Origin of the sequence: Isoptericola sp. NPDC060257, assembly GCF_042726645.1 — a bacterium.
Taxonomy (GTDB): domain Bacteria; phylum Actinomycetota; class Actinomycetes; order Actinomycetales; family Cellulomonadaceae; genus Isoptericola; species Isoptericola nanjingensis.
This window is the reverse complement of the sequence record NZ_JBHXAW010000214.1, coordinates 1-7,895: the sequence shown is the minus strand read 5'-3', so window position 1 is coordinate 7,895 and position 7,895 is coordinate 1. Positions and strand designations below refer to the sequence as shown.

9 protein-coding genes are annotated in these 7,895 nt (G+C 75.8%); 4 read left to right on the top strand and 5 right to left on the bottom strand.

Going from position 1 to position 7,895, the window contains the following annotated elements:
* Positions 1–334, top strand: a 334-nt coding sequence (locus ACFWEK_RS15970; protein ID WP_430554660.1) for an SIS domain-containing protein, incomplete at its 5' end; no start/stop codon positions are given.
* 40 nt (positions 335–374) lie between these two features.
* Here the strand turns inward: ACFWEK_RS15970 and ACFWEK_RS15965 are convergent.
* From ACFWEK_RS15965 to ACFWEK_RS15950, 4 genes are all read right to left on the bottom strand, one after another.
* The gene (locus ACFWEK_RS15965; RefSeq protein ID WP_429762910.1) at positions 375–791 is read right to left on the bottom strand and encodes a VOC family protein; all 417 of its coding nucleotides are present in this window, start codon (positions 789–791) and stop codon (positions 375–377) included.
* Between the two features lie 155 nt (positions 792–946).
* Entirely contained in the window at positions 947–1,540 is a 594-nt protein-coding gene (locus tag ACFWEK_RS15960; protein ID WP_430554659.1) for a hypothetical protein, read from the bottom strand.
* A 124-nt stretch (positions 1,541–1,664) separates the two neighbouring features.
* Complete coding sequence (locus ACFWEK_RS15955; RefSeq protein WP_430554658.1) at positions 1,665–2,438, bottom strand: alpha/beta fold hydrolase; 774 nt, start codon at positions 2,436–2,438, stop codon at positions 1,665–1,667.
* Between the two features lie 2 nt (positions 2,439–2,440).
* Positions 2,441–3,688 (bottom strand): MFS transporter, encoded by a 1,248-nt coding sequence (locus ACFWEK_RS15950; protein WP_430554657.1) that lies wholly within the window; start codon positions 3,686–3,688, stop codon positions 2,441–2,443.
* 98 nt (positions 3,689–3,786) lie between these two features.
* On the opposite strand from ACFWEK_RS15950, the gene ACFWEK_RS15945 reads away from it, so the two are divergent.
* Positions 3,787–4,662, top strand: a complete 876-nt coding sequence (locus tag ACFWEK_RS15945) for a LysR substrate-binding domain-containing protein (protein ID WP_430554656.1) — start codon at positions 3,787–3,789, stop codon at positions 4,660–4,662.
* A gap of 86 nt (positions 4,663–4,748) precedes the next feature.
* Positions 4,749–6,014, top strand: a complete 1,266-nt coding sequence (locus ACFWEK_RS15940; RefSeq protein ID WP_430544746.1) for an MFS transporter — start codon at positions 4,749–4,751, stop codon at positions 6,012–6,014.
* On the opposite strand, the gene ACFWEK_RS15935 is transcribed toward ACFWEK_RS15940, so the two are convergent.
* On the bottom strand, positions 5,983–6,363 hold the full coding sequence (locus ACFWEK_RS15935; protein WP_430554655.1) for an ArsR/SmtB family transcription factor: 381 nt from the start codon (positions 6,361–6,363) through the stop codon (positions 5,983–5,985). The two genes, ACFWEK_RS15940 and ACFWEK_RS15935, sit on opposite strands and share 32 nt — an antisense overlap.
* Positions 6,364–6,447: 84 nt before the next feature.
* On the opposite strand from ACFWEK_RS15935, the gene ACFWEK_RS15930 reads away from it, so the two are divergent.
* Positions 6,448–7,863: an FAD-dependent oxidoreductase gene (locus ACFWEK_RS15930; RefSeq protein ID WP_430544744.1), complete on the top strand. Its 1,416-nt coding sequence runs from the start codon at positions 6,448–6,450 to the stop codon at positions 7,861–7,863.
* Positions 7,864–7,895 lie beyond the last annotated feature (32 nt).

Genomic DNA, 7,895 nt, shown 5'->3' with positions numbered 1-7,895 from the left:
CCCGACGAGCGAGCTCAAGCACGGGCCGCTCGCGCTCATCAGCCCGGAGCTGCCGACGGTCGCGATCATGCCCGCCGACGACCTGCTCGAGCGCAACATCACCGCCGCGCAGGAGATCCGCGCCCGCGGCGGCGCCGTCGTCGCGATCACGCACCCGGGCGTCGAGCTCGGCGACGCGGCGACGGCGCGCATCGAGGTGCCGCGCAACGAGGTGGAGCTCGACCCGATCCTGCTGACCATCCCCACCCAGCTGCTCGGCTACCACGCGGCCGTCGCCCTCGGCGAGGACGTGGACCGGCCGCGCAACCTGGCGAAGTCCGTCACCGTCGAGTGACCGCGGCGGCGGGGGGTGGTGCGGCTGCTCGCGGCGGAGGTCACCCGCCGACCTCGTCGAGGAGCTGTCGTACCCCCTCGCCGTCCATCAGGCCGATGACGTTGCCCGCCGGGTCGGTGAACCAGGCGCCGTCGCCGCCCTCCATGAAGCCGCGGGCGACGCCCTTCTCGTCCTGGTCGAAGCCCTCGTAGCGCTCCAGGCTCACGCCCTTCGCGACGAGGTCGTCCACCACCGGGTCGACGTCGTCCACCGCCAGGTGGAAGACGGTGAACGCCGCCGGGGTGTGGTCCTCCTTGGGGTACACGAACACCGGCGAGCTCGTGTCGAGGTGGAGCACCAGGCCCATGCCCTCGTCCAGGGTCGTGACGCGGAGCCCGAGGGTGTCCGCGTAGAAGCTGCGTGCCGCGTCGAGGTCGTCCACCGAGAAGCTGGAGAACCCGCGCCGAGTCGTGACCATCGCCGTTCCACTCCCTTGTGACCGCCGGTCCCCGGGCGTGGGGAGCCGCCACGAGGGTGCCGGACCCCTCCAGCATCCGTCCGTCGTCCCGTCCACGCCGCTGCCCGGACGACCGGGGGCGGGTGAAGTTCGGCCGGCCTGTGGCGTCGTCCCGGTCACGCCGGGTCGGGCTGGTCCTCGATCTGCACGGCCTTGAGCTCCGGGGTGAACCCGAACAGGGCGCCATCCTTCGCGCCCACCCACCAGCCGCCGCACTGCAGGGTGGCATCCTGCTCCTGGCCGGCGGTCCACCACCCCGCCTCGAGCGTCGAGCCGGTGCGGTAGTCGTCGGCGGTGAGGGTGCCGCGCGCGGGCTTCGCGACGAGCGGGTGGTCGGCGTCGACGGACGTGCAGTCGGTCGGCAGGGACGTCACCTCGGCCTCCATCGTGAGGATCATCTCGTCGCCGGTGGTGCGGAAGACGCCGCGGACGTCGGAGGCGTCGTCGGGCACCCAGGAGGGCAGCCCCTCGTCGGCCTTGCCGTCGGCGCCGCTGTCGTACGTGAACGCCTTGGTGTGACCGGAGCTCCGGTCCTGCAGCGCCTCCGAGATGGCGCCGCACGCCGTGGTCGTGACGGCGACGACGGAGGCGAGCGCCAGCACGCCGACGCCGCGGTAGCGGCGCACGGGCGACGTGGTGACGGTCGAGACGTCGGCGCGGTCGGCGCGGTGGGTGCTGCGGTGGTCGTGGTGGTTCTCGTGCTGCGTCATGTCCTCGACGCTACGAACGCGCAGGTGGCGGCGTCGTCGGCCTCGGAGCGGAACCTCGCGGTCGGCACGTACGACCCGGGGAGGACGCCGGGCTCAGGGCCGGCTCATGGGTTCGCCGGAGGGATCACCCGAGGAACTCGCGCACCAGCGGCGTCGCGACGGCCTCGCCCTCGTGGAAGTACGCGTGCCGCAGGCCGGGCAGCACCTCGACGCGCGCGCCGGGGATCCGCCGCCCGAGCAGGTCCGCGTTCACCGCGGGAGCGAGCACGTCGTCCGCCCCGTGCAGCACGAGCGTGGGCGCCAGCACCCGCGGCAGGTCGTCCCACGCGTCGTGGCCGTCGCTGGCGCGCAGGTGGTCGCGCCGCGCCCGCGGAGTCATCGACGGGTCGCCCTCGACCGTCGTCGGGCCGGGGTGCGCGGCCAGCCACGCGGGCGTGTACATGAGGTCCAGCAGGGCGCGCCGGGCCGCGCGGCGGTCGGGCTGCACCATGGCGCGGCGCACCTCGAGCGAGCGCTCGACGGCGTGCGCGCCGCCCGGCGTCGTGCACCCGAGCACGAGCCGCCCGAGCCGGTGCGGATGGTCGACGGCGAACCACTGGGCGACGCGGCCGCCCATCGACGTGCCGTAGACGTCGGCGCGCTCGACGCGCAGGTCGTCGAGGACGGCGGCGACGTCGCCCGCGAGGCGCCGCGTGGTGAGCTCGCGGTCCGTGGGGCCGGACGCTCCGGTGCCGCGCCAGTCCAGGGTGATCGTGCGGCGCCCGGCGCCGAGGCTGCCGCGCACCGGGTCCCACCAGCGGTGGGAGTTCGCCTGCCCGGCCAGCAGCACGAGCGGCGGCCCGTCGCCCCGCACCTGGTAGGCGATCTCGGCGGAGTCGTCGGCGATCGCGTGCGGCACGGTCACAGCGTAGGGCGGCGGTCGAGGCGCGCGGCGACCGCGGCGGCGGTGACGGCGACGGCGGTGGTGGCGGTCGCCGTCACGACCACTCCCGCCCAGCCGGCGCCCTCCCAGACGTGCGTCGCGACCGCGCCCATCACGGCGCTGCCCACGTAGTACGCGAAGAGGTAGGCGCTCGACGCCTGCGCGGTGCCGCGCCCCTGCCGGTGCGCGCGGTCCACGGCCCAGCCGCTGACCAGGGAGTGCGCGCAGAAGAAACCGACGGTGAGGACGCCGAGCCCGGCGACGACGGCCACGACGGAGGGCGGCACGGTCACCGCGACCCCGACGGCGAGCAGCACCAGGCCCGCCACGACGGCCGGGCCGCGCCCGCGCCGTCGGGCCAGGAGCTGCGCGACCGACGGCGTGACGATGCCGACCGGGTACGCCAGGTACACGAGCGTCACCGCGTGCCCGAGGGAGAACGGCGGCGCCTCGAGCCGGAAGGCGACCGCGTTGTACACGCCGACGAACGTGCCCATGCTCGCGAAGCCGACGGCGCACAGCAGCGCCACGACCGGGTCGCGGAAGGCCGACGCCGTCCCGGTCAGCACGCTGCCGAGCCGCAGCGGCCGCGGCGTGAACCGTGCCGAGCGGGGTACCAGCGCCCACAGGGCGACGGCGGCGAGGAGCGTCGTGACGCTCAGTACCTCGGTGGCCAGCGGCCACCCGCCGAGGGCGGCGAGCGGGCCGGGCAGGAGCCGCCCGACGGCGCCGCCCACCGCGGTACCGGCGATGTAGGCGGCGTTGGCGCGGGCGTGCGCGCCCGGGTGCATCTCCTCGCGCAGGTACGCGAGCGCGACGGCGGGCAGGCCGGCCAGCGCGACGCCGGCCAGCCCGCGCAGCACCAGCAGGCTGCCCCAGGTGGGGGCGAAGGCGCTCGCGAGCCCCAGCACGCCCGAGGCGAGCAGCGACCAGCGCATCACCTCGACCCGCCCGAACCGGTCGGCGACCGGGCCGACGGCCAGCAGCGCGACGGCCATCGCCGCGGTGGTCACCGACAGCACCTGGGCGGATGCGCCCGCCGAGACGTCGTAGTGCGCGGCGACCTGCGGCAGCAGCGGCTGCACGTAGTAGAGCAGCGAGAAGTTCGCGAGCCCGCCCGCGGCGAGCCCGAGCAGCGTGCGGCGGTACGCCCGCGACCCGGGGCGGTGGCCCGCGAGCGGGGCGGCGTCGCGCGCCGAGGCGGGCGCGGGCGGGGCGGTGGTCACCGGACCACGATGCGCCCGGCGCTTCGATGCGCCAAATGATCCGGGCGCCGGTCGTGATGCCAGAATTGCATCTGTCGGTCCGGAGGAAGGGGTGCGAGATGGACGAGCAGACCCTGCGGGTGTTCCTGTCCCTCTGCGAGACGGAGAGCACCCGCGACACGGCGGCGCTGCTGCGCGTGGACCAGTCGACGGTCTCCCGCACGCTCGCCCGCCTCGAGGCAGGGCTCGGCGTCGAGCTGTTCCGCCGGCACGGGCGCCGCATCGCGCTCAACCGTGCCGGCGTGAGCTTCCGCGGCGACGCCGCCCGCGTGCTCGACGAGATCGAGGTGGCGCGCCGGCACGTGCGCCAGGAGGCGCTCGGCGCGCGCACCGTGCGGCTCGGCTTCCTGCAGTCCGTGGCGCGGTGGCTGGTGCCGCGCGTCGTGACCGAGCTGCGTCGCGACGACCCGGACCGTCGCTTCGAGCTGCGCCAGGGCTTCGCGCAGGACCTGTTCGGCTGGCTCGACGACGACGTGCTCGACCTCGCGCTCGTCACGCCCCCGCCGCCCACCCGCACCACGAGCTGGCGGCTGCTGCACGAGCAGGTGCTGTGCGTCGCCGTCCCGCCGGGGCACCGGCTGGCCGGGCGCGCGAGCGTGGGCGTGGACGACCTGGCGGGGGAGCGGTTCGTCGCCTTCTCGCGCACCACCGAGCTGCGCGGCGTCGTCGAGGGCATGCTCGGCGCCGTCGGCGTCGAGGTGGAGGTCGCGTTCGAGTCCAGCGAGGTCGACACCATCCGCGGCCTCGTCGCCGCGGGGATGGGCGTCGCCGTGCTGCCCCGGCCCGAGCGGCCCGACGCCGCCGACCCCGTCTACGTGCCGCTGGAGCCGCGCACCACCCGGCGGCTCGGCATCGCGTGGGCCGACGGCGCTCGCCCACCGGCCGCCGTCACCGCCGTCCGACCGTCGCCGACCATGGAGCTGCGCACGTTCTGAGCCCCCGGAAGGTGCGCCACCGCATGGTCGGCGCGGGTGGGCGGCTACCCTGCCGATGGCCCGTCCGTCGACCCTGGAGGTATCCGGTGCTGCCGTCGCCCGACGAGCTGCGCACGCTGCAGCGCCGCACGCTGACCGTCGTCGTCGCGAGCCAGGTGCTCGGCGGCGCGGGGCTGGCCGCGGGCGTCACGGTCGGGGCGCTCCTCGCGCAGGAGATGCTCGGCACGGACCGCCTCGCCGGCGTGCCGACCATGCTGTTCACGCTGGGCTCGGCGCTCGCGGCGTTCCTCGTCGGGCGGATCACGCAGCGCGCGGGCCGTCGGGTGGGCCTGGGGCTGGGCTTCGCCGCGGGCGGCCTGGGCGCGGTCGGCGTGGTGGTGGCCGCGGCCCTCGGCGCCGTCCCGCTGCTGCTCGTGTCGCTGTTCGTCTACGGGGCGGGCACGTCCACCAACCTGCAGGCCCGGTACGCGGGCACCGACCTCGCCGCCCCGGACCGCCGCGCGACGGCGGCCAGCGTCGCGATGGTGTCCACCACGCTCGGGGCCGTGGCGGGGCCGAACCTCGTGGAGCCGCTCGGCGTCCTCGCGACGTCGTTCGGGCTGCCTGCGCTCGCGGGACCGTTCCTGCTCGCGGCCGTCGCCTTCCTCGCGGCCGGCGGCACGCTGTTCGCCTTCCTGCGGCCCGACCCGTTCCTCGTCGCGAAGGAGCTGGCCGGTGCCGCGGACGGCGCGGACGACGGCGCGCCGCCGGCGGGGACGGACGGGGCTCCGGACGGCGCGCGGCGCACCGTGCCGGCGGGCGTCGTCGTCGGCGCGACGGTGATGGTGCTGACGCAGATCGCGATGGTCGCGATCATGACGATGACGCCCGTGCACATGCGCGGCCACGGCCACGACCTGGGCGACGTCGGCCTCGTCATCGGCATCCACGTGGCGGCGATGTTCCTGCCGTCGCTGGTCACGGGCGTCCTGGTCGACAAGGTCGGACGGGTCCCGATGGCGGTCGCGTCGGGGGTGACGCTGCTGCTCGCGGGCATCACCGGCGCAGTCGCGCCGGGCGACTCGATGGTCCTGCTCGTGCTGTCGCTCGCGCTGCTCGGGCTCGGGTGGAACTTCGGCCTCATCGCGGGCACGGCGCTCATCGTCGACGCGACGACGCCCGCCACCCGCGCCCGCACCCAGGGCACGGTCGACGTGCTCATCGCGCTCGCCGGCGCGGGCGGGGGCGCGATGTCCGGCGTCGTGATGGCCGGGTCGGGCTACGCCACCCTGGCCCTCGGCGGCGGGGTCCTGTCGCTGCTGCTGATCCCGGTGCTGTTCCTCACGCGGAGGCCGTCGCGGGCGACAGCATGAGCGTGGAGAGGGAGCCCGCGAGGTCGGCGACGGCGCCCGGCACGGCGCGGTAGTACGCCCAGCGCCCGCGCTGCTCGCGCTCGAGCATGCCCGCCTCGACGAGGATCTTGAGGTGGTGGCTGACGGTGGGCTGCGACAGCCCGACCGGCTCGGTGAGGTCGCAGACGCACGCCTCGTGGCCCTCGTGCGCGGTAACGATCGACAGGAGCTGCACGCGCGTCGGGTCGGCGAGCGCCTTGAACGTGCGCGCGAGGTCGCGCGCCTCGGTGACGTCCACCGGGGGAGCGTCCGTGCCGCAGCAGCCGCCCTCGGTGGACACGGGCGTCAGCGGCAGGTCGATCGTCGTCATGCCTCCATCTTGCCACGCATCGAAGAATGTGGATACGTTGTCCCCGTTCAGTCATCGAAGTTCATCGATACGAGGGAGTGCGAGATGGTCGAGACGGTGCGGAGCGAGCTCCCGGTGGTCGTGATCGGTGCGGGCCCGGTGGGCCTGGCGGCGGCGGCGCACCTGCTGGAGCGCGGCCTCGAACCCCTGGTGCTGGAGGCCGGCGAGAGCGCCGGCGCTGCTGTCGCGTCGTGGGGGCACGTGCGGCTCTTCTCGCCGTGGCGGTACGACGTCGACGCCGCGGCCCGCCGCCTGCTCGAGCCGACCGGGTGGACCTCGCCCGACGCCGACGCCCTGCCGACCGGCGGCGAGCTCGTCGAGGGCTACCTGGCGCCGCTCGCCGCGACGCCCGAGATCGCGTCCCGGCTGCGCACCGGCACCCGCGTGCTGGCCGTCGCCAGGGACGGGGCGGACAAGACCCGCTCGCTCGGTCGGGAGCGCCGCGCCTATCGGGTGCGGACCGTCGACGCCGCGGGCCGCGTCGCCGACGTCCTCGCCCGCGCCGTCGTCGACGCCTCCGGCACGTTCTCGACGTCGAACCCGCTCGGCGTCAGCGGCCTGCCCGCGGCCGGCGAGGCCGACGCCGCGCCGTTCGTCACCGGGCCGCTGCCCGACGTCCTGGGGGTCGACCGCGCCCGCTTCGCCGGGCGGCACGCGCTGGTCGTCGGGATGGGCCACTCCGCGGCGAACACCCTGCTGAGCCTCGTGGAGCTGTCGGAGTCCGAGCCCGGCACGACCGTCACGTGGGCGATCCGCGGCGGGTCGGCGCGGCGCCTGTTCGGCGGCGGCACCGACGACGAGCTGCCCGCCCGCGGGCTGCTCGGCACCCGGCTGCGCGCGGCCGTCGACGCCGGCCGGCTGCGGCTGCTGACGCGGGTCTCGATCGAGCGGCTCGTCCCGGACGGCGGGTCGGTGCGGGTGCTCGGGACGGCGAAGGACGAGCCGCTGGCGCTGGACGTGCAGGCGATCGTCAACGCCACGGGCTTCCGGCCCGACCTGGACATGCTGCGTGAGGTGCGCCTCGACCTCGACCCGGTCGTCGAGGCGCCGAGCGCGCTCGCCCCGCTCGTCGACCCGAACCAGCACTCCTGCGGCACGGTGCCGCCGCACGGCGAGCAGGTGCTGCGCCACCCTGACGACGGCTTCTACCTCGTCGGCATGAAGTCGTACGGCCGAGCACCGACGTTCCTGCTGGCCACCGGGTACGAGCAGGTGCGCTCGGTCGCCGCCGCGCTGGCCGGCGACCGCGCGGCGGCCGACGCCGTCGAGCTGGACCTGCCCGCCACCGGCGTCTGCTCCAGCGACCTGGCGCTGGAGGCCGACGGCGAGTCGTCCACAGGGTCGTGCTGCGGCAGCGGGCCGAGCGAGCCGCAGCTCGTCGAGCTCGGGGTCGGGGCTCCGGCGGGCGTCGGCTTCGCCACGGGCGTCGCCCACGGCCGCTCCGGCGACGACGAGAGCTGATCCACCGGCCTTCCACCAGGCGATCCCTCGCG

What these genes read in the sequence shown, in the direction of transcription:
- ACFWEK_RS15935 (WP_430554655.1), bottom strand. Translation starts at nt 6,363, where the DNA reads ATGACGACGATCGACCTGCCGCTGACGCCCGTGTCCACCGAGGGCGGC.
- ACFWEK_RS15960 (WP_430554659.1), bottom strand. Translation starts at nt 1,540, where the DNA reads ATGACGCAGCACGAGAACCACCACGACCACCGCAGCACCCACCGCGCC.
- ACFWEK_RS15945 (WP_430554656.1), top strand. Translation starts at nt 3,787, where the DNA reads ATGGACGAGCAGACCCTGCGGGTGTTCCTGTCCCTCTGCGAGACGGAG.
- ACFWEK_RS15930 (WP_430544744.1), top strand. Translation starts at nt 6,448, where the DNA reads ATGGTCGAGACGGTGCGGAGCGAGCTCCCGGTGGTCGTGATCGGTGCG.
- ACFWEK_RS15965 (WP_429762910.1), bottom strand. Translation starts at nt 791, where the DNA reads ATGGTCACGACTCGGCGCGGGTTCTCCAGCTTCTCGGTGGACGACCTC.